The 20,270-nt window shown below is 55.1% G+C and carries 14 protein-coding genes; 10 read left to right on the top strand and 4 right to left on the bottom strand.

Features of this window, described 5'->3' with window-relative positions; all coding sequences use genetic code 11:
* The first annotated feature begins 15 nt into the window (after positions 1-15).
* Together KDC22_RS25575 and KDC22_RS25570 are read left to right on the top strand one after the other, a co-directional pair.
* Entirely contained in the window at positions 16-855 is an 840-nt protein-coding gene (locus KDC22_RS25575; protein ID WP_211720802.1) for a carbohydrate ABC transporter permease, read from the top strand.
* Positions 856-955: 100 nt separating this feature from the next.
* A complete protein-coding gene (locus tag KDC22_RS25570; RefSeq protein ID WP_173128556.1) occupies positions 956-1,135 on the top strand; it encodes a hypothetical protein in 180 nt (59 codons plus the stop codon).
* 102 nt (positions 1,136-1,237) lie between these two features.
* Here the strand turns inward: KDC22_RS25570 and KDC22_RS25565 are convergent, their stop codons facing one another.
* Together KDC22_RS25565 and KDC22_RS25560 are read right to left on the bottom strand one after the other, a co-directional pair.
* Positions 1,238-3,037, bottom strand: coding sequence for an alpha-glycosidase (locus KDC22_RS25565; RefSeq protein WP_246552981.1), 1,800 nt, complete (start codon positions 3,035-3,037; stop codon positions 1,238-1,240).
* Positions 3,038-3,160: 123 nt separating this feature from the next.
* On the bottom strand, positions 3,161-3,859 hold the full coding sequence (locus tag KDC22_RS25560; protein ID WP_211720801.1) for an SOS response-associated peptidase: 699 nt from the start codon (positions 3,857-3,859) through the stop codon (positions 3,161-3,163).
* 101 nt (positions 3,860-3,960) lie between these two features.
* Here KDC22_RS25560 and KDC22_RS25555 point away from each other — a divergent pair, with 101 nt between their 5' ends.
* From KDC22_RS25555 to KDC22_RS25530, 7 genes are all read left to right on the top strand, one after another.
* Positions 3,961-4,431: a 2-thiouracil desulfurase family protein gene (locus KDC22_RS25555; RefSeq protein WP_211720800.1), complete on the top strand. Its 471-nt coding sequence runs from the start codon at positions 3,961-3,963 to the stop codon at positions 4,429-4,431.
* A gap of 124 nt (positions 4,432-4,555) precedes the next feature.
* Positions 4,556-5,707: a cysteine desulfurase family protein gene (locus KDC22_RS25550; protein WP_211724192.1), complete on the top strand. Its 1,152-nt coding sequence runs from the start codon at positions 4,556-4,558 to the stop codon at positions 5,705-5,707.
* Between the two features lie 89 nt (positions 5,708-5,796).
* Entirely contained in the window at positions 5,797-6,318 is a 522-nt protein-coding gene (locus KDC22_RS25545) for a PRC-barrel domain-containing protein (RefSeq protein WP_173128544.1), read from the top strand.
* A gap of 14 nt (positions 6,319-6,332) precedes the next feature.
* A complete protein-coding gene (locus tag KDC22_RS25540; protein ID WP_036690502.1) occupies positions 6,333-6,542 on the top strand; it encodes a hypothetical protein in 210 nt (69 codons plus the stop codon).
* A 651-nt stretch (positions 6,543-7,193) separates the two neighbouring features.
* The gene (locus tag KDC22_RS25535) at positions 7,194-11,738 is read left to right on the top strand and encodes a carbohydrate binding domain-containing protein (protein WP_211720799.1); all 4,545 of its coding nucleotides are present in this window, start codon (positions 7,194-7,196) and stop codon (positions 11,736-11,738) included.
* Positions 11,739-11,930: 192 nt separating this feature from the next.
* Positions 11,931-12,062 (top strand): hypothetical protein, encoded by a 132-nt coding sequence (locus KDC22_RS33825; RefSeq protein ID WP_281424937.1) that lies wholly within the window; start codon positions 11,931-11,933, stop codon positions 12,060-12,062.
* A complete protein-coding gene (locus KDC22_RS25530) occupies positions 12,016-14,991 on the top strand; it encodes a GH36-type glycosyl hydrolase domain-containing protein (protein WP_211720798.1) in 2,976 nt (991 codons plus the stop codon). The genes KDC22_RS33825 and KDC22_RS25530 overlap by 47 nt, the downstream gene beginning before the upstream one ends.
* On the opposite strand, the gene KDC22_RS25525 is transcribed toward KDC22_RS25530, so the two are convergent.
* Together KDC22_RS25525 and KDC22_RS25520 are read right to left on the bottom strand one after the other, a co-directional pair.
* On the bottom strand, positions 14,988-16,604 hold the full coding sequence (locus KDC22_RS25525; protein ID WP_211720797.1) for a response regulator: 1,617 nt from the start codon (positions 16,602-16,604) through the stop codon (positions 14,988-14,990). The two genes, KDC22_RS25530 and KDC22_RS25525, sit on opposite strands and share 4 nt — an antisense overlap.
* Positions 16,582-18,330: a sensor histidine kinase gene (locus KDC22_RS25520; RefSeq protein ID WP_173128535.1), complete on the bottom strand. Its 1,749-nt coding sequence runs from the start codon at positions 18,328-18,330 to the stop codon at positions 16,582-16,584. The genes KDC22_RS25525 and KDC22_RS25520 overlap by 23 nt, the downstream gene beginning before the upstream one ends.
* 117 nt (positions 18,331-18,447) lie before the next feature.
* Between KDC22_RS25520 and KDC22_RS25515 the strand changes: the two genes are divergently transcribed.
* The gene (locus KDC22_RS25515) at positions 18,448-20,028 is read left to right on the top strand and encodes an extracellular solute-binding protein (protein ID WP_211720796.1); all 1,581 of its coding nucleotides are present in this window, start codon (positions 18,448-18,450) and stop codon (positions 20,026-20,028) included.
* The last annotated feature ends 242 nt before the right edge of the window (positions 20,029-20,270 follow it).

The following is a 20,270-nucleotide window of genomic DNA, read 5'->3' as shown; positions in this document are numbered from 1 at the left end:
CTAGGAGGTATCCACATGAACCGCTTTGCAAGCATTGCCAAGTATACGGTGATGACCGTTCTGGCTGTTATTTCAATTATTCCAATCCTCTGGATGATCTCGGGTTCACTACGCCCATATGAGGAATTGTTCAAGTACTCCTCCAGTCTGAATATTCATTTGTTCGTTCCTGTCCAGCCAACGCTGGCTAACTTCAAAGAGGTTATCTTCAGTGAAGGCAACCCGTTTCTCCGCTATATCGCGAATACACTGTTTGTTGCAGGGATTGTAACCCTGCTGGTGCTGCTGGTGAATTCGATGTCGGCGTTTGCTTTTGCCAAGCTGCGTTTCCGTGGCAAAGCGATTGTCTTCGCCCTGTTCATGTCGGCGATGATTATTCCCGGTGAAGTAACGCTGGTCCCGAACTATCTGCTGATGAATTATTTCGGCTGGCTGAACTCCTATAAGGCGCTGGTGATTCCTTCGATGCTGTCTGTGTTCGGAATCTTTCTGCTGCGGCAGTTCTTCGCGGAAATTCCCGATGAGATTCTGGAGGCGGCCAAAATCGACGGAGCCTCGATGTCCAGAACCTTTTCCAGTATTGTCTTGCCTGCGGCGGTCCCGCCGATGATCACCCTTGCGCTGATGACCTTTCTTGGCAACTGGGATTCCTATCTGTGGCCTCTAATCGTTATCAATGACGAAAAGAAACAGATGATCCAGGTAGCCATTGCCGCTTTCTCCTCGGTTGAAGGAACCGATTGGTCTAAGATTCTAGCCGCAAGCACCATTTCCACGGTTCCGATCCTGATCCTGTTTCTGTTCCTGCAGCGCTATTACATTCAGGGCATTACCATGTCCGGGGTGAAAGGGTAATGCCACTTATGGGACAGCTTGTTTAAAGGCTGTCTTCGCGAATAGTTCTCTAAGAGGGAACGCACACTATTTGTGAATAAGAGGAGGAGGCCCTAAGTTAATGTCCAATAAAAAAAGCTACTATGCATTTGAGGAGCCGCTTGGCACCACCATTGAATTTCAAGCCACCAGCTTACAACAAGCCATGGTAATTAAAAAGAAGAAGGCTCAAGAATTGGGGATTCCAAAAGAGGCTTTTGAACTCACAACTATACGCAAGAAACCCACTCAGAGCGCATAGCCCGGAAGCAGATCCGGGGTCCGTCTATAAGAAGCAATTGAACCTAAAAAAACCCGGAGGACCTGCCGAATTGTCAGCAGAATTCCCCGGGTTTCTTGCAGCTTATTGGCTGTGTAAAATGCGGTATTCGAGCGGCGCCAGCGTAAGGCTGATCTGCTCCCCGTCCATCTCCACCGGTTCACCGCTGAAGGCGTCCTGCCAACGGTGCTGGTCTCTGAATGAATACTGGAGAGTGACCGGACTGCTGGAGTTGTTCATCCAGACAGTAATACGGCTGTTGTCATTCCAGCGTTCATATACGAGACCCCGGCTGTCCGGATCACTCTGCAGGAAGCGGAACTGGCCGGTGCGCAGTACTTCATGCTCTTTGCGCAGGGCAATGATATCCTGATAGAAACGCAGCAGCTCCCGGTCCTGCCCCTCCTCTTCCCAGATCATGCATTTACGGCAGTCCGGGTCGTCTCCGCCGGTAAGTCCGATCTCGTCTCCGTAGAAGATGCAAGGCGTACCGGTGAAGGTGAAGAGGAAGGTGACCGCCAGCTTCAGCCGTTGCTTGTCCCCGCCAAGCCGGTTAAGCACTCTTGGGGTATCATGGCTCGCCAGAAGATTGAACAGGACTTCATTCGCCTGCCGGGGATAACGCATGAGCAGCCCGTAGATTTGAGCAGCGAAGGTCCCGGGATCAACCTCCTCATCGGTTCCGAAGAACTTCAGCAGTCTGTCAGAGAAAGGATAGTTCATCACAGAATCGAACTGATCGCCCTGCAGCCAGCTAAGGGAATCGCTCCAAACCTCGCCGATGATGAACGCCTCCGGGTTGATTTCCTTGACCGCGAGGCGGAAGTCCCTCCAGAACCTATGATCCACCTCATTGGCCACATCCAGCCGCCAGCCGTCGATATGTACTTCCTTAAGCCAGTATTTGGTGATATCGAGAAGATAATCCCGGACTTCCGGGTGGGCCGTGTTCAGCTTGGGCATGCCGCTGAAGAAGCCGAAGGTATCGTAGTTGGCCTTACCGTCCACCACCTGAACGGGATAATCATGGATATGGAACCAGCCCGCGTACCTGGAATCCTCCCCGTGCTCCAGAACATCCTTGAACGGGGCAAATTCGGAGCTTGTATGATTGAAGACAGCATCCAGAACGACCTTAAGCCCTTTGGAGTGGGCCAGCCCGACGAGTTGCTTAAGCTTGTCCAGATCCCCGAAGTTTGCGTCGATGGTTCCGTAATCAACGGTGTCATATTTATGATTGCTGGGAGACTGGAAGATAGGGGTCAGATACAGGGCCGTTACGCCCAGCTCTGCAATATAATCCAGATGGTCAATCATTCCCTGCAGGTCTCCGCCGAAAAAGCTGTCATAGGCCGGGGGCTCACCCCATTCGAGCGTACCTTCGGGATCATTCGCCGGATCTCCGTTAGCGAACCGGTCCGGCATGATCTGATAGAATACCGCAGATTTCGCCCATTCGGGAACCTGCAGCAGATCCACCTCATGGAGATAAGGCATTTCATAGTAGCCTCCGGCAGGCGCAGGCAGCCCTTCTGTATAGAAGCCCGATTCGAGCATCCATACGGTTTGCGTATCCGTTTCCAGCCGGAAGCCGTAGGAGAAACGTTTGAATTCGGGGGTGATCTCAGCTTCCCAGTAATCAAAATAGGCATCGGTAGCTACCTTGAGCATGTTCAGCTCCTGATGATGATGCTCCCAGTCGTATTTGTCGCCTGTCAGCGCGAATACCCGGTCTACATTATTCTTTTTGCTGCGGATTCTTAAGTGGAAGGTGTCCTTGTTATACGCATACGCCCATCTCCCATGCGAAGAATGATGGAGACATTCAAGCTCGATGGAGGAGCCGGGTGATGTTGATGTCACTGCTTGTCTGCTAAGAGCCATAAGAATTCCTCCTGGGTACGTGTTGTGAGTGTATATTTTGAAGTGAAATAGCTTTAATTAATACCCTGGCGCTGAACGTTCTAAACAGCTGGTTTCACTTCTATATTATGGGCGGAATTTTGGTCAAAACAGGGTGTCCGGTCCCCTCTCTGTCCCGGCTCTATGGATCAGCTCCCGGTAGTCATTACGAACATTGCCCACGGCCGCAGAGACGGGATAAGCCAGCATCTGCTCCGCATCGTATGGCTGCAGCAGCTTCATCAGTGCAGGAATATCCCGGTTGCTGCGCTCCAGCCACTGCGTCTCTCCATCAGGATCAAGAATGACCGGCATCCGGTCATGGATGTCTGCCATGAGACGGTTCGGGGCCGTGGTAATGATAGTGCAGGTGGAGATTCTTGTGCCGTCAGGACCTGACCAAATATCATACAGGCCGGCCAGGGAGAACAGCTGCCCGTCCCGCAGGGTAATTCTCATCGGCTGCTTGCCGCCGTCATAGACCTTCCAGTCATAGAAGCCGTCTGCGGGAATCACACAGCGGCGGGAAGCAATCAGCCCTTTGAAGGAAGCCTTCTCCAGCAGCGATTCACTGCGGGCGTTGATTAGCTTGGCCGCGTTCTTGTCCTCTTTGGACCAGGAGGGCAGCAGCCCCCAGCGGAGTTCCCCCAGCCTGTTCTGTTCGCCATCATGAATGACCGCCGGAACCGGCTGCATCGGAGCAACGTTGAATCTTGGGGCATATTGAATGAGCGGATGCTCACGGATGTAATATTTGGCTATCAGCTCTTCCAGTGTTACGGTAATCGTATATCTTCCGCACATTGTCCGTGCCTCCCTGAGTGGTTAATGGTTTACAGACAGAACAGCTTGCCTTAGCATTATATAAGATGAACCTGAAGATTGCGAAAGGGAGAGATGGCGGCATGATTATCGTAAGCTCCTGCCTGGCCGGGATGAAGGTCAGATATAACGGCACGGATTGTCTGGAGCAGGGCATCCGGCAGCTGCTGGACAGCCGGCAGGCGGTTGCCGTGTGCCCGGAGCTGATGGGCGGCTTCTCTACCCCGAGAGAACCGGCTGAGATTATAGGCGGCACCGGCAGGGATGTACTGGAAGGCAAGGCCCGGGTGGTTGACCGGACAGGGAGCGATGTGACGGCAATGTACATAGAGGGCGCGTATGCCGCGGTGGAGCAGGTCCGCAGCCTGGCTGCAACCCTGGTAGTTCTTAAGGAGAACAGCCCTTCCTGCGGGAGCTCCATGATCTATAACGGAGAATTTGCGGGCGTGAGAATACCCGGAGAAGGCGTAACCACAGCGCTTTTGCGGCAACATGGGATTGAAGTGATCTCCGAGCAGCAGCTTGCTGCGCGGTTGCCGGAATTAGAAGGCTAATCCGGGGAGCTGAGCATGGACAAATGTTACAATATTGTGTTTATTAACAGGTGGTAAAACAGGCTATTCAGCAGTATAATCATTTTAAGAAAATTCTGAATTCCAGGAAGCGGAGAATTTCGTGATGAAACCCATCTATTTGGACCACGCCGCCTCAACACCGGTTCATCCGGAGGTGGCAACGGTTATGTATAATATGCTATTGAACGAGTACGGCAATGCGTCCAGTGTGCACCAGTTCGGACGGTCTGCCAAGAGAATCGTAAATGGAGCGCGCGACAGAATCGCGGGCTCTTTGGGCTGTTCCCCTGAGGAGTGGATATTCACAAGCGGCGGTACCGAGAGCGACAATCTCGCCCTGTTCGGCGCAGCCTATGCTTCCGCTCCCAAGGGTAAACATATCATTACTACAGCGGTGGAGCATCATGCAGTGCTGCACACCTGCGCAGAGCTTGCGGGACAGGGCTTCGAGGTCACCTATCTTCCTGTCGATGCTACCGGCCTTGTCTCTCTGAAGGATGTAGAGTCTGCCCTGCGTGAGGATACAGTACTGATCAGCATAATGTATGTGAATAATGAAGTGGGAACTGTACAGCCTATAGAAGAGATTGGCAGATTAGCAGCCGAACGGGGTGTGCTTGTGCATGTAGATGCTGTACAAGCTCTGGGAACGCTGCCTCTGGTGCTGCGCGAGCTGCCGGTAGACTATATGAGCTTCTCAGCCCACAAGATCGGAGGTCCTCAGGGGATTGGAGGGTTGTACGTCCGGCGGGGAGCGCCGCTTATGCCAAGACAGCATGGCGGGCTTCAGGAGCGGGGCCGGCGGGCGGGCACGGAGAGCCTGGCACATACGGCCGGGTTCGCAAGAGCCGTAGAGATGGCTGTACAAGGGCTGCCGGAGCATCAGGAGCAGGCTCTCGAATTGCGCGCAGCATTGCTGGAGGGACTGGACAAGCACGCTGGAGCAGGCGGATATGTCATCAACGGAAATGAACAGCATTTGGTGCCGGGCATTCTGAATGTCAGCTTCCCAGGAGCCAGGACAGATGTGCTGCTGATGAACCTGGACATGGAGCGGATTGCGGCGGCCAGCGGCTCAGCCTGCACCTCAGGATCGCTGGAAATCTCGCATGTCCTCCGGGCGATGAAGCTTCCGGAAGAACTTTTGAACTCTGCGATTCGCTTTAGTACAGGTTTGGGTAATACTATTGAAGAAATGCAGGTTGTCGCCCAGAAAGTTGGAACCGTTTTGAACCGGCTGCGTAATAGAGACTAGGCGTCCTTGTAACCTGACAGCCGTTTAAGAGGTCCCTTGGCCCATGGGAATCCGTAAGCAATACTTAAGGTGAGGGGACTTTGGATACCATGAAACTTCAAGATATGATTGGCCTCACTGTATACGAAGTTGAAGAAGGTACTGAAGTCGGTGAAATCATCGACATCGGACTGGATTCAAACTGGAATATTACGGGTATTGAACTGGAAAGCAAATCTTTTTTCTCCAGTCATGTGAAAGTTGTGGCATGGGATAATATTGTCGCTTATGGCGAGGATGCTGTCATGATCCGCAATAAAGAGTCGATTATTAAGGTCGATGCTGACCATATATCCTACACGTTCCTCCTTGGAAAGAACAATTTGAAGGACAGGCAGGTGCTTACAGCATCGGGAACGGTGCTTGGGCGAATATCGGATGTTTATTTTGACCATAAGTTGGGAAATACAATAGTAGCGCTGGAAATCAGTGACGGGCTTGTAACTGATTTGATCGAAGGCCGCAAATGGCTGCCTTGTTCTGAAGGAATGTCTATCGGAGAGGAATCTGTACTGGTTCCCGCGATGAGTGAAGAACGGCTTCAAAAAGCCATTAATATTGTTAACGGATAGGTGGAATGTATTGTATGAAGTGTCCAAACTGCAACTCCAAGGATATCGGCAAGATCGGTTCCCACCAGTTCTATTGCTGGGGCTGCTTCATCGAACTTACGGTTAACGGCGAGAAAATGTCGGTTTATCAGGTTGAAGAAGATGGCACACTCAGCTCACTTGACGATCTGTTCTCGGGTGAAGAAGTTGCACAGGATTTCCCGCAGATCCACGCATCCTCTTGAGCACTGCCTGATTCATAACCGGTCAACAGTTACATAGATTCGCCGTGCCCAAATACCGGGCGGCTCTTGAGGCCGCCCGGTATTTGGGCATTTTTGAATTGAAGGTACACCCCGGTTGTTCAGCCTACTCCTGCCCGGGCCACTTCGGCTACAAGTTACAATATAAGCTACGACCTACCAGCTACTTCCCCACGCCGGGCGACCGCCTGCTCTGAGCAAGTGGACAAACGTATCTTAATTCCTCGATTTCTGCGAGATGCTGGGTAGCAAGTGGAAAAACAGCAACTATTCATGTTAGTTTGCGGTACTTTGGCTTAATGGTGCAAATTTAAGTGTTGTTAATCCACCTGTTGTTATCGCAGCGTCCATTCATCCATAAGCAAGTGTAGAAAATCCAACTATTTCCTGTTCCCCCAATCATCCAAACGGATAAAGCTGTACTATTACGCTCCTCCGATACTCACCAAGCTGTGAAAATCATGCTATCCCCGTTCCCCTCACCCCCGGATACCCGCTCCAATACGAAAGTTGTATCTTTGTTATACCGGCTAAGGAATTGGTATGTTACCTCCGGGATACGGACTCTATACTGAAATCGACTGGCGGAATGGCCAGGATTCAACAGGGTTCTATACAAGGGGGAATGTTCAGATGTACCACAAAGGAATATCCAAGCTTCTGATTGCCGGTCTGCTGCTGTCAGGAATTCAGCTTCCGGGAACTACGGGAATCGCCCAGGCAGACAGCAAGGGCCTGGCTAACCTATCTGCAAGTGCAGGCAGCACAGACGCAGTCCAAACGGCAGGATATGCCGACATGAAGCAGCACTGGGCTTCTGCAGCAGTGAACAGACTGTCAGCCGCGGGAATTCTGCAGGGGGACAGGGAAGGACAATTCAGACCGGGCCGGGCTGTCACGCGTGCAGAGATAGCCGTGGTGATCAACCGGATGTTCCGTTACACGGATGCAGGCCATACTATTTTCAGTGATGTAAGCGCTTCTTCCTGGTATGGCCAAGATGTCAGCGGGGTTAGTGCAGCAGGCGTTATCCAAGGTTATGCGGACGGCCGGTTCCAGCCGGGAGCGGCAGTAACCCGTCAGGAAGTGATGACGATGCTGAGCCGGGCATTCACGCTTAATGCGGGCTCTACACTTACAGCGCAGTCCGACGCAGCAGCGGTCAGCGGCTATGCCCGGGAAGCAGTGAGTGCCATGCTGGGCGCCGGATATATTCGCGGCAATCCGGACGGCAAGCTGAACCCGCAGGCGCAGATGACCCGGGCCGAGCTGGCTGAGCTGCTGGGCCGGATGGTCGGCTGGATCAGTTCAGCCGAAGGAAGCCACTCCATTGGCGGGGTGTCCGGCAATGTAATTGTCAACCGCGCGAACGTGCAGCTTGAAGGAGGAGCCGTTAGCGGGAATCTGTATGTGACTGCCGGAGCAGGAGAAGGGGACGTATCGTTCTCGGGCATCAAGGTGCAGGGAACCACCCATATCGTTGGAGGCGGCGGGCATTCGGTGGTCTTCCGCAAAGCTGCGCTGGGAGAGGTCAAGCTGAACAATCCCAAGGTCCCTGTACGCCTTGTCCTGGAGGACGGGAGCACAGCCGCACGTATCGAATTGCTAGAGCCGTCCAAGGTTGAGATTGGGACTGGTTCACGGGCTGAGGCCGTGGTCATCGGTGCCGGTGCTGCCGGTTCAGAGATCGTAAACCGGGGGCAGATCCGCCTGCTTGAGAACCAGGCGGAACGTGTGCTTCTCAACAGCCTGGCGCTTAAGGCTGGCGAGACGCTTCGCGGCTTGTCCGGCAACGGAGCCACGCCGCAGGCGGGTGCTACCGCTACTCCAGCCCCGGCAATTGCGGGCGGCGGGAGTGCAGGCGGGGACACGCCAACGCAGGCACCTGCCACACTGGTGCCCACAGCAACGTCGGTGGCTACACCGACAGCAACTCCGGCTGCGACGCCGGTGGTTACTCCGCCAACTCAGGAGAATCCATGGGAGCTGGTCTGGAATGACGAATTCGACGGCCAGGCTATTGATGAGAGCAAATGGAATGTGCAGGATACCGGAACGGTATACAATAACGAATTGGAATATTATCATCCGGACAACGCTTCGCTTACAACAGAGAGCGGGCAGAGTGTGCTGGCACTGGAAGCCCGGAAGGAAGCTTACGGCGGCAAGAACTATACGTCAGCCAAGCTGACCTCCAAAATGAAGGGCGACTGGACATACGGCAAATTCACCGTGCGGGCCAAGCTGCCGGTTCAGCAGGGGATGTGGCCGGCCATCTGGATGATGCCGACCGATGATGAGAAGCAATATGGACCTTGGCCGGGAAGCGGCGAGATGGACATTATGGAGCTGACGGGACCGGTGGCTGGTAAAAAGGAGGCAGACCTGTATCCAAGAACCGTTCATGGCTCGATTCACTATGATATCCCTCATTTGTCCCAGACCAAAACCTATGTTCTGCCCGAAGGCCAGACCTTCGCTGATGATTATCACGAGTTCACGATGGAATGGCTTCCGGGCCTGATCCGGTATTTTGTGGACGATAAAATGTATTTTGAAACCAGGGATTGGGGAACAAAGGCAAACGGTCAGCCGGACTACTACACGTACCCTGCACCGTTTGACCGGCCGTTCCATATGATCCTCAATCTGGCGGTGGGCGGCGACTGGCCGGGCGATCCGGCAGCGGACTTCAAATCGGATGAGATGTATGTGGATTATGTCCGGGTCTACAAGTATACGAATCTGGATCAATGGCCGGATGTAACCGGACAGCGGCCGACGAACCCGGGGCTCTCGACCCCGCAGCGTCCTGCCTTGCCAGACGGGAACCAGATTTATAACGGAGACTTCACGGGTGCCACAGCGGCCGAAGGTCTGCCGGAATATTGGGAATGGATTGAGAATGACGGGGGCAGCGGAACCGTCTCTGTCACACAAGATCAGGAGAAGGGCAAGGCCGTGAAGGTTGCCATCGGTAAGCCGGGAACCCAGAATTATTCCATTCAGCTTACGCAGAAGCCGCTGCTGCTGGAGAAGGACAAAGCCTATAAGGTAACGTTCGATGCCAAAGCGGACGCAGCCCGTCCGCTGATGAGCAAGCTGACAGAATTCGGCGGGGGATGGACGGCGTATTCCGGGGAACGCAATTTCCAGCTTACGCCGGACTGGAAGTCGTATGAATACAGCTTCACGATGCCGAAGGCCTCCGACAATAATGTCCGTTTCGAGTTCAACCTCGGCCTGAACGACATTGCCGCCTATTTCGCCAATGTCCGGGTGGTAGAGACAGAGGCGCCGCCGGTGGTGCGCACACCGCTTGCCGATGGCAACCTGATCTATAATGGAGGCTTCGAGCTGGGAGAAGGGCGGCTGGGTTATTGGAACTTTGCCGTTAAAGAGGGCACGGAAGCAGCGGCGAAGGCCAGTGTAACCAATACGCTTGCGCTGCCGATGATGAAGCGTGAGTTCCAGGCAGACGTACAGAAGGCCGGAGGGTCGCCGGAGGATGTGATGCTTACGCAGACCGGAATCCCAGTGTCCGCAGCAGGCGTCTATCAGCTTGCCTTCGACGCGAGATCGGATCAGGCGCAGCCGCTTGGCATCAAGCTGGAGAATAGCGGTGGACAGACGGTCTATCCCGACGGGGCAACCTTCAGCCTGACACCGGAGTGGAAGAGCTATACAGCAGAGATTGCACTGTCCGGCGGGTCCGGTACGGAAGCCGTATTATCGTTCCTTCTGGGCGGGGCTCCGGGGCAGACCGGGATTGACAATGTGCGTCTGATACGGATGATTGATCCGCCTGTATTCACGAACTACCTGCATCTGCGGGGAGACCAGTACTGGAGATCATCGGGTACCGGCCTGATTCCGAGCGGTGAAGGCGGCAAGGACATCACGGATATGGACGAGGGCGACTATGTGGAATACAAAGTGGTGCTGCCCCAGGCTGCCCGCATTGTTCCGGTAACCCGGGTATCCAGTGTGCATACGGATTCGGAGCTTACGCTGTCGGTGCTGGATGCAGGCAAGCAGAGTGTGGTAACAGCCTCAGTCTATAGCACGGCAATTGGAGATACCGGAGGTCTTCAGGCCTACCGCGCTATCGTCAGTCAGCCGCTGGAGCTGCCTGCGGGAAGTTATTATATCCGTCTTGGCGGCAGCGGCTACAATCTGGCCTGGCTGGATCTGACCCGCGAGCTGGTGCTGAACGGCAGCTTCAAGGGCGATTCTACCGAAGACTGGACGCTGTACAAGCGGGATTGGGACAGTAATCCGGTGAAGAATACCGTCATGAACGCTGTGTATGGTGCGCTGCGGGTTGACCTTGGCGGCACTGGTGATGACGACTGGAACGTACAGGTGAAGCAAGGGGGAATACCGGTAGAACAGGGCAAGAAGTACCTGCTGCGCTTCGATGCGGATGCCTCCATCAGCCGGGAGATCCGGGTGCTGGTTCAGCGTGACGGTTCCCTGGACGGGAATTGGACCCCATATACGAATGAGAAAGTCAGCCTGAGTGAAGCGGGCGGACATTATGAATATCTGTTTACCGCTCCGGCAAGTGATTCTGCTGCCGTACTGCAATTCAGTCTGGGCAAGGTTACCGAGCTGCTGGGAGAGCATACGGTCAGGCTGAGCAATATCTCTCTGCTTCAGGTGAGTCCAGTGATGGCCGGTGAGGCATATGGGGAGAATCTGATTCCGAACGGAGATTTCTCCTCCGCTTCGCTTAAGGGCTGGAGCAGCTTCTCCTCCGACAGCGGCGAGTTATCCATTGACAATGTGAACGGGGCGCTGAAGATCAAGGTGGGCTCCACAGGAACGAACACCTGGGACCGGCAGGTCTTTTATGAGGGAGTCGCTTACAACGAAGGCAATCATTATACACTTACCTTCAAGGCCAAGGCGGATCTTAAGCGCAAAATGAATATCAGCATCGGCTGGCTGGATGTAGCGAATAATTACACCTGGCACGGGTACACAAGCAAGATTGTTGATTTGGATACGGAATACACCGAATATACCCTGGAATTCGATGTTGCCGGGGACAGCACTTCTATCGGCCGCATTTCATTCGAGCTGGGCAACATTAAGGACGGCGGCACGGGTCAGCTTGCGGTGGATATTGATGATATTGTGCTCATGAATAACGGAACCGTACCGGCGCCTTGAATAAGCTTTAGATTTTGTTATCCAGGCTTGCGATTTGGTATTTAGACCGGCAAGAAACCCTTTTATAATCAGTACATGGAGGACGGGCAGCCGTTCTCCATGCTTTTACATTCGGGTTGCCAAGAATCCATACATACTGGGGAATAATTCACGTCTAAACGGCATTCTATACCCCGATCAGATCATATCTTCATGACGCCAAAATACTGTATCAGCGGTATGACTGCGGAAGCTGCCAAGGCTAAGCCGCAGGATACCAGAAAAGAGGAGAACCATCATGATGTTGAAATTCAATACGGCAAGACAAGCCACAGCTTCCGCTGAGGATATTCTGAGACAAGCGTTCGCGGACCGGATTGAGGCGGGCAGGCCGCTTAGCGCCGTCTTTACCGACTCCCAGCGCTGCGGGGCTGTCGGCATAGCCGGTCTGCCGCTTCGGCTGCCTGCCATTCAGGAGCTGCTGAAGCTCCCGGCCGTGGCAGCGCTGCTACCGGCGGAAGCCGGAGCATCCGCGCTGTTCGCCGTGAACGGCGCAGGCACGGAATTGGCGCTGTATATCCGCCATGCGGGAAGACAGGAGCAGACCGTAGTCCTGCCGGAGGCCACTGCGCGCGAAGCGCTGGAGCTGCTGCAGGCTGCACCGGGCTGGGCGGGCGCGCTTAACGCGAAGGGCGAGCATGTGATTGATCTGCGCTCCCCCGTGCCGGGTCCGCATTTCGCGGTCAATCTGCTGCTGGGCAACCGTCTGGAGTTCCCTCATCCGCTCCAGACTACCCCGAAGAGCGTCGTAGACCGGATGGGCGGCGGCAGCTTCCGCTCACATGCCGCTACTCAGGTGCTGGCGACCCGCTGGGATATGCGCCAGGAGGAGAACGGCTTCCCGGCCAACCGTCAATTCTATCTGTTCGAGGACGGGAAGCAGATCTTCTATTCGGCAGAGCCGGGCGCAGAGGGCATTGAATCGGCGGTCTGCCGCCATTCGCAGAATGCAACGGTCATCACATACCGGTTGTCCGGCGGACTTGAGATTACACGCACCATCTTCATTGTGCCGCATTCCGAGGGTCTGCCGCTGGCTACCGAAATGCAGCGGATTGAGATTGTGAACCATGGAGAAGGCGACCGCCGCCTCCGTCTGGTATACACCGGAATGTTCGGCTCAGCGGCTCCGGGGGCGCTGTTCGAGGATGTGCTGTACAGCAATGTCATCATGCAAGGCGGGGTATTGCAGGATTCCACCGGCGCTGTGGCTGCGGTCAGCCCCGACTATTATCCGGAGGGCGGGCGCCACGATCTGCGCTTCCACACGATGATTGTACATGGTGAAGACGGACCGGTGCTTCCGCGCGAATACTGTGTCAGCTACAACGAATTCGTCGGCACAGGCTCACTGCACCGTCCGAACGGTGCGCTTAAGCTCAGCAGCATTCTGCACCGCAAAGGGCCGGGATTCTTCGCTGTCGCCGGGGAGCTTCATGTTCGTGCCGGAGCTTCGGCGGCGGTTGACCAGCTGACGGGTCTGGTCTCCGACAAGAGCGGCGCGGCCTGGAACGAGACCGTGCTGGAGGATGAGGTAGGTGCCCTGATCGCACGCTTCGCAAGCCGCAGCTCGGCAGAAGCGGTATTGGCTGAGTCCCTGGGATTCGTGCGGGATTATGCCAAGTTCCTGCAGGTGTCCTCAGGCGACGACAGCTTCGATCTGTTCGTCAACCGCAACCTGCCCTTCCAGGTGCTCTACCAGAGCTTTGTCTCCCGTTCCTTCTGCCAGACCCAGAAGGGATACAGGGAGATCGGCTTCCGTGAGATTCAGGATCTATATGCTTCCATGTATTATTTCGTCGGTATGGGCCGCAGCGGCCTGGTCAAGAGTCTGTTAAAAGAATGGACCGGCATGGTGTTCGAGCTGGGGTATGCGTATCACAATTTCTTCTGGGCCGGCAAAGAGCCGGGTAAATGGTCTGACGATGCCTTATGGCTTGTTCAAGCCGTCTACCGCTATGTCATGCTGACCGGAGATGTGGAGTTCCTGGATGAGCCTTGCGGGGTGGCGGGACAAGAGGCTACCCGGCCGGTCTTCGGGACACTGAAGGCGATCATTGTCTATTCTGGGCAGATTTCGATCGGCCGCCATGGCCTGCCCTTGCTGGATTTCGCAGACTGGAACGACTGCCTGAAGCTGGATGACACGTATCTGAACGGCCCGGCCAAGGAGGCGCTCTACCGGGAGCAGTTGCAGCAGACAGGCGGGGTCTTCGGGGATTCGCTGGATAGCGATTATTCCGAGAGCGTCATGAACGCCTTCCTGCTGAAGGTGGCGGTCGATGAATTGTCTGCTCTGGCCGTCCGTAAGGGAGAGCAGGAGGATGCCGATGATCTGAAGCGCTTCGGAGTGAAGCTGCGCGAACGCATTCAAGAGCATGCCTGGAAGGGCAATTTCTTCGCCCGTGTGCTGTTCAACCGCTACCCGGACGGCGAATACACGTATCTGGGGGCAGCAGGAGACGGGATGTCTGCAGATCCCGCGTCAGATGGTTCATACTTCCTGAATTCGTTCAGCTGGAGTATTCTGGCAGGTTGTGCGGATGAAGAGCAGATCGCTGTGATGCTGGATACCATGAAGTCGCATCTGATGACGCCTTACGGGCTGAAGCTGGTCTCGCCGGTTGCCTTGGGCCGCGTATCCACCCACACGGCATCCGATGAGTATTTCCCGGGCGACCGTGAGAACGGCGGCGTGTTCAAGCATGCCTGTATGATGGCAGCCGCTGCCATGTTCAAGGGAGCGAAACAAGTATCGGACTCTGCACTTGCTGCCGAACTCAGCCGCCTTGGCTATTGGCTGCTGGACCGGATCATGCCGTTCAAGTCGATGGAAGATCCGTTTGCCATCTGCGGGAATCCGCGGTTCTGTACCCAATACAACAACAGCGAGACCGGTGAGAACATCGGTCCGATGCTAAGCGGCACCTCGACCTGGCTCACCCTCTCGCTGATGGAAGCGCTGGGCATAGAATATACGGAGCAGGGCATAGCGCTGAGTCCGATTCTGCGGGAAGAGCAGACGGAATTGACCTATACCTTGAAGCTTGGCAGCTCCTCCTACCGGATTCGGGTCCGCAAGCCGGAGGGCTTCCACCGCATGCTGGATGGAACAGCCCGCCTGACGCTGGACGGCCGGGTGCTGGAGGATGGGATGGTACCGGCGGCAGATGACGGCTTCTCCCATGAGGTAGAGCTGACCTTTGCCGGCTAAAGGGTTTTACAGCGGCGGTCGCGGAATTCATGCGGGGTCATCCCGGCGTATTCCTTGAAGAGCTTGATGAAATAATGGGCGTTGGAGTACCCGAGCTCCGAGGAAACTTCATAAATTTTCAGCGGCGTATGGATTAGCAGATACGCCGCTTTTTCCATCTTAACCTGACTGATATAGTCGCTGATCCGTTTGCCTGTCTCCAGCTTGTACATTTTGGAGAGATAGACCGGGTGCATCTGGACATGATCGGCAATGGCCTGAAGGGAGACATAGTGCAGGTTACGGTTGATATATTCATGTACATTCCGGATCAGTTCGGTCCGGCTGCTCCGCCGCTCGGAATCGAAATACTCCCGCAGCAGAAGGATAACCTCCATGGCCCATTCCCGCAGCTTGTCCGGCGTCTGGAAGGAGGTCTGCTCCAGCAGCGGATTGCCGACAATCTCGCTCAGCATCTTGTTATTCTTGTGGGCGAAGTAATAGAATGCGGTCTCCAGATGTAAACGGGCTTCGTGGATATGCTCCAGTGAACGCTCGGGACTATGGACCAGCTCCGATACGATAGCATTCAGCTTATCTTCAATGCCCTGCCAGTTGTTCGCTTCGAACAGGTGAAAGAACAGCGGAGGCTCATAGAGGGGCTGAAGAATCTCCACCGGCTGGGAGCCGTTGTTGTCAGTGGTGTCAAGATAAATGCCGGTTTCGCTGCCGATATGCTGGCGGATGGCTGAAATGGCGGATTGATAAAGCGTATAGACCTGGTCAGGGAAGTCTCCCCAGCCTGTGGTTACTACGGACAGGCCGCCGCCCATCAGGGTGCTGACATGATTCTGCAGCTGGTAGGCCGCCTGGGCAACCTCATTTCCCGGATGGCTGCCGGGTTCAAGATCCTTCTTAGGCTGAAGCAGGAATACGAGATAATCATGCACATCCTTGCAGGACCAGATCAGGAACCGGTCCTGGAACAGCTCTTGTGCGATATTAATAATCGCATATTCAAACAGCAGCATGCTGTGCATATCCTGGCGGCGGAAGAACTCCTCGGGGCGGACCACCGCAAGACATACCAGCAGATCGGTGGACAACGGCAGATCGAACTGGGACAGCCGCTCCTGCAGCTGCTGCCTGGGCAGCTTGCGTCCCTGCAGCAGCTCCCCGAGCAGGCGGTCCCGCAGGATCGGAAGATGCTCGCGGAAGGTCTGCATCGTCCGCTGATGGGAGGACCAGGCCTCCCAGTCACTGCGCAGCTTCTCCTGTAGCTTGCCGATGACAGCGATCAGCTGGTCACTCGCAATCGGCTTGAGCAGGTAGGCGCTGGCCTGCTCTTCAATGGCCTTGCGGGCATAATCAAACTCGGCATAGCCGGTCAGCATCACCACCCGGATATGCTTCCAGCGGCGGCGGATCGCGGCAATCAGCTCGGTGCCCGACAGCTCCGGCATATTGATATCTGTAACTACAATGTCAATGGGGTGGCGCTGAAGCAGCTCCAGTGCCTCATACCCGGAATAGGCTTTGTGGACCTGGCCGAAGCCCATGTCCGCCCAGGGAATCGAAATGGACAGATCATCGACAACATAAGGTTCGTCGTCAACCAGCAGAATTTGGTGCATAAGGTTCCTCTTTCTTCTCCATGCGGAGAGTCGTGGTTAGGCCGCCTTCAGGTGAAGGGGCAATCTGCAGGCCGGAGGCCTCGCCATAATAAGATTTGAGGCGCTGCTGGATATTCCACAGCCCGCAGCCTCCGTCCTCGCGTGCGGTTTCGGAGATACGCTCCTGAAGAGCAGCGATGGCTTCAGCAGTCATACCGGCACCATTGTCTTCGACGGTAATCTGAATGACCTCCCGGATTCGGCGGGCGGTGATCCGAATGAAGCCTTGGCCGATTTTCCGCTCAATGCCATGAATGATACTGTTCTCAACCAGGGGCTGGATGAGCAGCCGCGGAATTTGCAGGTCAAGCAGCTCGCCCTGAATATCCATGTCGTAGCGGATACGCTGCTTCCGCAGGTTCTGAATCTTCAGGTAGTTCTCCAGCAGCTTCAGCTCATCCTGAAGGGTGGTGAGGGAATGGTCTACCCTCGTGATATAGCGGTAATACTCGCCCAGATTCAGGGCCATGGCCTCCACGGAATCCGTATCGCCGATGGCGGCCTTGCTCTTGATGAAGAACAGGCAATTGTACAGGAAATGCGGGTTGATCTGCGACTGAAGCTGCTTCAGGTGGGCGTCCTTGGCCCGGAGCTGCTCCAGATAGACCTGCTCGATCAGCAATTGGATCTTCTCCGCCATGTCATTGAATTCCCTGTTCAGCATCGTGAACTCAGGATTGGTCTTGGTATAGATACGGGTAGACCAGCGTCCTTCCTTCATCCGGTTGAGCGAGCGCAGCAGAAGGCTGACCGGACGCTGCACCTGACGGTAGAGCTGCAAGGAGAAGATTAGGCTCATCACCAGCAGGACGGCGGACCCTGTCAGGAAGAAATAGCGGCTGCTGCGGATCGGCTGCAGAATCTGCTTCAGCGGCGAATAATGCACGACCTTCCAGTTAATGGCCGAGGAAGGCACCGAGCTGACCAGAAAGCTTCCCTCCTCCAGATTGAAAATATCCGAGGAGCTCTGTCCGGCCGCGAACTTCAGCGCCCCGGTGATCCGCTCCGCCATGTCCCGGTCCGTCTTCCGGGAGAGGATGACCCCGAGGGACGGATGGAACAGGAAGGTATCCCCCTTGTTCTGTGACTGGAAGGCCTCGAACATCCGTTCAATGTTCGATACCGGGAAATACATCGACATCAGCAGCTTCGCCTCACCCGGGGTGCTTGTCTCCTGGGCAGGGTCTGACAGCAGCAGCCGGAAGCCCGCCTCCGTACCGGTCCTGGCCTCAGAAATATACTCCCAGCCCGCCGGGAGCGGCTTCTCCAGCACGGAGACATCGAAGGAGAGCGAGGAATCCGACCCCAGGGTCTCACCGCTGAAGGGCTTGTACAGGACAATCCGGTTCTCCCACGTACTGGAGCTGGTCTGAAGGGAGAGCTTCTCCAGCACCGTCATAATCGTCTGGGCGGGATCAATGAGATGGCCGAGTTGCGTGATCTGCTCATAATCGCGGATGGTCGGGTCTCTCTGAAGGGCATACATGCTGCCTGCGAGCTGGTTGATATTATTGTCCATCTGCTGGGTCAGGAATTGCAGATGATTCAGGTCGGTTGTTTTGATCTGACTTGTAATAACTCCGACATCCTTACGGTAAGACAATCCGTAGAACAAAAGCGTGGCTGCAATCAGGGAGAGAAGGATTGCGACCATTTTGATAAATAGATTGGGACGCCAAGCCACCATAAGATCATCCTTTTCAAGACATTTGCTGTAATATGAAGAAGTGTATCATAAGATCATGAGGTCGATTACAATACAATCTGTCCGTCACACAGAACTCTACGAAAAGCAGGTGGTTTCATGAAAGTCCGTTTACCGCTGTCTATACTGCTCTTAATATTGTCAGGCTGCACGTGGCACAGCACCGGCATAAGCCAGCCGCCGGTTGCTCCGCAGACCACAGCTCCTCACTTCGATGTTAAGGAAGGCAAATATGATCCTCCGGTAGACCTGTATACGGTCGGCTCCGTGAACCCCAACCTGAACTTCATCCAAGGGGAGAGCCTGGAGCATAACGTACATACGGTCTGGGCCGAGAACCGGCTTGGCATCCGTATCCGCTATCTCTGGACCATCTCCGGTACATCAGAAACCTATGCCAACAAGCTGCGGCTTGAGCTGGCCAAAGGCAACCTGCCCGATATCGTAACGACAAGAGATGCCGCTGTCATCCAGGAACTGATTGACTCCGGGCAGTTCATGGAAGTCGGTGACCTGTTTGAACAGCATGCTTCCGAGGTATGGAAGAGGGCTGTTGCCGAGGATGCTTCGGCATGGAATCCCTTCGTTCGCAGTGGTCACAAGTATGCTATTCCCATCATGGATTATGAATATAATTCCGATCCGCTGCTCTGGGTCCGCCAGGATTGGCTGGACAAGCTGAAGCTGGAAGCCCCGCAGACCCTGGATGAGCTGGAGCAGGTCATGGATGCCTTTGTCAACCGGGACCCGGACGGCAACGGACTTAAGGATACCTATGGCCTTTCGGTCGGTTTCCGCAACGGTCCCAGTACCTGGATGGGGGACAGCAGCTGGATATTCGGTGCGTTCGGCACGGTTCCCGAGCAGTGGAACCGCCGGAGTGACGGCACTTTGGAATACGGCTCTGTCCAGCCGGGGGCCCGGAAGGCCGTGCAGCTCATGAAGCAATGGGTGCAGCATGGATACCTGACCGCTGACAGCGCTTGGCTGGATGAAGAGGGGGCAGCCAATCAGTTCATCACCGGCAAGGCTGGCATTATTGCCGGTCCTTACTGGATGCGCGGCTGGCCGCTGTCCAGCTTGACCCAGTCGGACCCGCAGGCGCGTGTCAGGGCTGTCGCCATCCCTGCGGGACCGGGCGGCCTGATCATGAGAAGAGGCACGTTGCCTGTCAACGGCGCTATCCTGATCAACAAAAAGATGAAGCATCCTGAAATCTTCTTTACTTATCAGAATTATTTGTTCGATTCCTACGCCACTTCGACCGGCGAATTCACCCATGGGCTCGCCGAAGGCTACGATTGGGCAATGACGGGCGGCGAGCCGACGGACCAGTCTTCGGCGCTGCCGCTGGGCGGCATCCGGGTGGCCTCCTACACACTGACCTTCGACGGGGCAAGGATACCCTCTGAGGTGATCCGGGAGATTCCGAAGGACATTGTTCCCGTGCTGCTGTCCCAGAAGGAGGCTTCGCGCAAGGAGCAATTCACGGGACCCCCAACGGCGACGATGAAGCGCGACGGCGAGCTGCTGAAGAAGCTGGAGCAGAAAAGCTTCCAGAAAATCATCTTCGCAGACAGCGGAGTCGAAGAGTTCGACGAATTCGTAGCCAAGTGGAATGCCTACGGAGGATTGACCGAAACCGCTGAGGTCAATGCCTGGGACAGCAGCCACCGGTGAATGCGACAGGGACAAGAAACCGCCTCGGGTATAAGGCGGTTTCTTTCTTGAAATATAAGGATTTATATGTTGCACACGATAACTCATCCTTCTATTTCTCGCTGAGATGGATCTGGAGTATGGCTCTTCCTATTATCGTACTGAATGATAGTGGCTGCTGCCATACCAATGTGCCGATTGGAATAACAAATTTTGAAGATGTGCATCCGTTTCAGCGAAAAGACCCCGGCCGATGCCGCTTG

Source organism: Paenibacillus tritici, from assembly GCF_018207515.1.
GTDB lineage: Bacteria > Bacillota > Bacilli > Paenibacillales > Paenibacillaceae > Paenibacillus_AQ > Paenibacillus_AQ tritici.
Note: the sequence above shows the minus strand (reverse complement) of the source record. Positions and strands in the feature narration are given on the sequence as shown.

Bases quoted from the DNA above. Each gene is read 5' to 3' on its own strand.
- KDC22_RS25535 (WP_211720799.1), top strand. From the start codon at position 7,194: ATGTACCACAAAGGAATATCCAAGCTTCTGATTGCCGGTCTGCTGCTG.
- KDC22_RS33825 (WP_281424937.1), top strand. From the start codon at position 11,931: ATGACGCCAAAATACTGTATCAGCGGTATGACTGCGGAAGCTGCCAAG.
- KDC22_RS25570 (WP_173128556.1), top strand. From the start codon at position 956: ATGTCCAATAAAAAAAGCTACTATGCATTTGAGGAGCCGCTTGGCACC.
- KDC22_RS25540 (WP_036690502.1), top strand. From the start codon at position 6,333: ATGAAGTGTCCAAACTGCAACTCCAAGGATATCGGCAAGATCGGTTCC.
- KDC22_RS25545 (WP_173128544.1), top strand. From the start codon at position 5,797: ATGAAACTTCAAGATATGATTGGCCTCACTGTATACGAAGTTGAAGAA.
- KDC22_RS25530 (WP_211720798.1), top strand. From the start codon at position 12,016: ATGATGTTGAAATTCAATACGGCAAGACAAGCCACAGCTTCCGCTGAG.
- KDC22_RS25565 (WP_246552981.1), bottom strand. From the start codon at position 3,037: ATGGCTCTTAGCAGACAAGCAGTGACATCAACATCACCCGGCTCCTCC.
- KDC22_RS25515 (WP_211720796.1), top strand. From the start codon at position 18,448: ATGAAAGTCCGTTTACCGCTGTCTATACTGCTCTTAATATTGTCAGGC.
- KDC22_RS25575 (WP_211720802.1), top strand. From the start codon at position 16: ATGAACCGCTTTGCAAGCATTGCCAAGTATACGGTGATGACCGTTCTG.
- KDC22_RS25560 (WP_211720801.1), bottom strand. From the start codon at position 3,859: ATGTGCGGAAGATATACGATTACCGTAACACTGGAAGAGCTGATAGCC.
- KDC22_RS25555 (WP_211720800.1), top strand. From the start codon at position 3,961: ATGATTATCGTAAGCTCCTGCCTGGCCGGGATGAAGGTCAGATATAAC.
- KDC22_RS25550 (WP_211724192.1), top strand. From the start codon at position 4,556: ATGAAACCCATCTATTTGGACCACGCCGCCTCAACACCGGTTCATCCG.
- KDC22_RS25525 (WP_211720797.1), bottom strand. From the start codon at position 16,604: ATGCACCAAATTCTGCTGGTTGACGACGAACCTTATGTTGTCGATGAT.
- KDC22_RS25520 (WP_173128535.1), bottom strand. From the start codon at position 18,330: ATGGTGGCTTGGCGTCCCAATCTATTTATCAAAATGGTCGCAATCCTT.